Consider the following 675-nt stretch of genomic DNA (forward strand, 5'->3'; position numbering starts at 1 on the left):
GCCACATCCTGTTCCCGGCCACCGCGTCGGGCAAGAATGTGGCGCCGCGCGTGGCGGCCAAGCTGGACGTGGCGCAGATCTCGGATATTTCCGCGGTGAATGGCCCGGATACCTTCGAGCGGCCCATCTATGCCGGCAACGCGATCGCCACGGTGCAATCGGCGGATCCGGTCAAGGTGATCACGGTGCGCGCCACGGCGTTCGACGCGGTTGCCGCGCAGGGTGGCTCGGCCCAGGTGGAAACGGTGGCCGCGGTGGCGGACAGCGGGCTGTCTTCCTTCGTCGGCCGCGATCTGGCCAAGAGCGATCGTCCGGAACTGGCGGGCGCGCGCGCGGTGGTCTCCGGCGGCCGGGGCCTGGGCAGCGCCGAGAACTTCAAGATCCTGGACCCGCTGGCGGACAAACTGGGCGCGGCCCTGGGCGCATCGCGCGCCGCGGTCGACGCCGGCTATGCGCCCAACGATTGGCAAGTGGGGCAGACCGGCAAGATCGTCGCGCCGCAGCTGTACGTGGCCGTCGGTATTTCGGGTGCCATCCAGCATCTGGCGGGCATGAAGGACTCCAAGGTCATCGTCGCCATCAACAAGGATGCCGAAGCGCCGATATTCGGCGTGGCCGACTATGGCCTGGTCGGCGATCTGTTCACGGTGGTGCCGGAGCTGGTCAAGGCGCTTT

At 68.3% G+C, this 675-nt stretch carries 1 protein-coding gene; it reads left to right on the forward strand.

Features of this window, described 5'->3' with window-relative positions:
• On the forward strand, positions 1-675 hold a 675-nt coding region (locus tag ACNA0R_RS27250), incomplete at both ends, for an electron transfer flavoprotein subunit alpha/FixB family protein (RefSeq protein ID WP_415829204.1).

The organism is Bordetella sputigena (genome assembly GCF_965137885.1).
Taxonomy (GTDB): domain Bacteria; phylum Pseudomonadota; class Gammaproteobacteria; order Burkholderiales; family Burkholderiaceae_B; genus Bordetella_C; species Bordetella_C sputigena.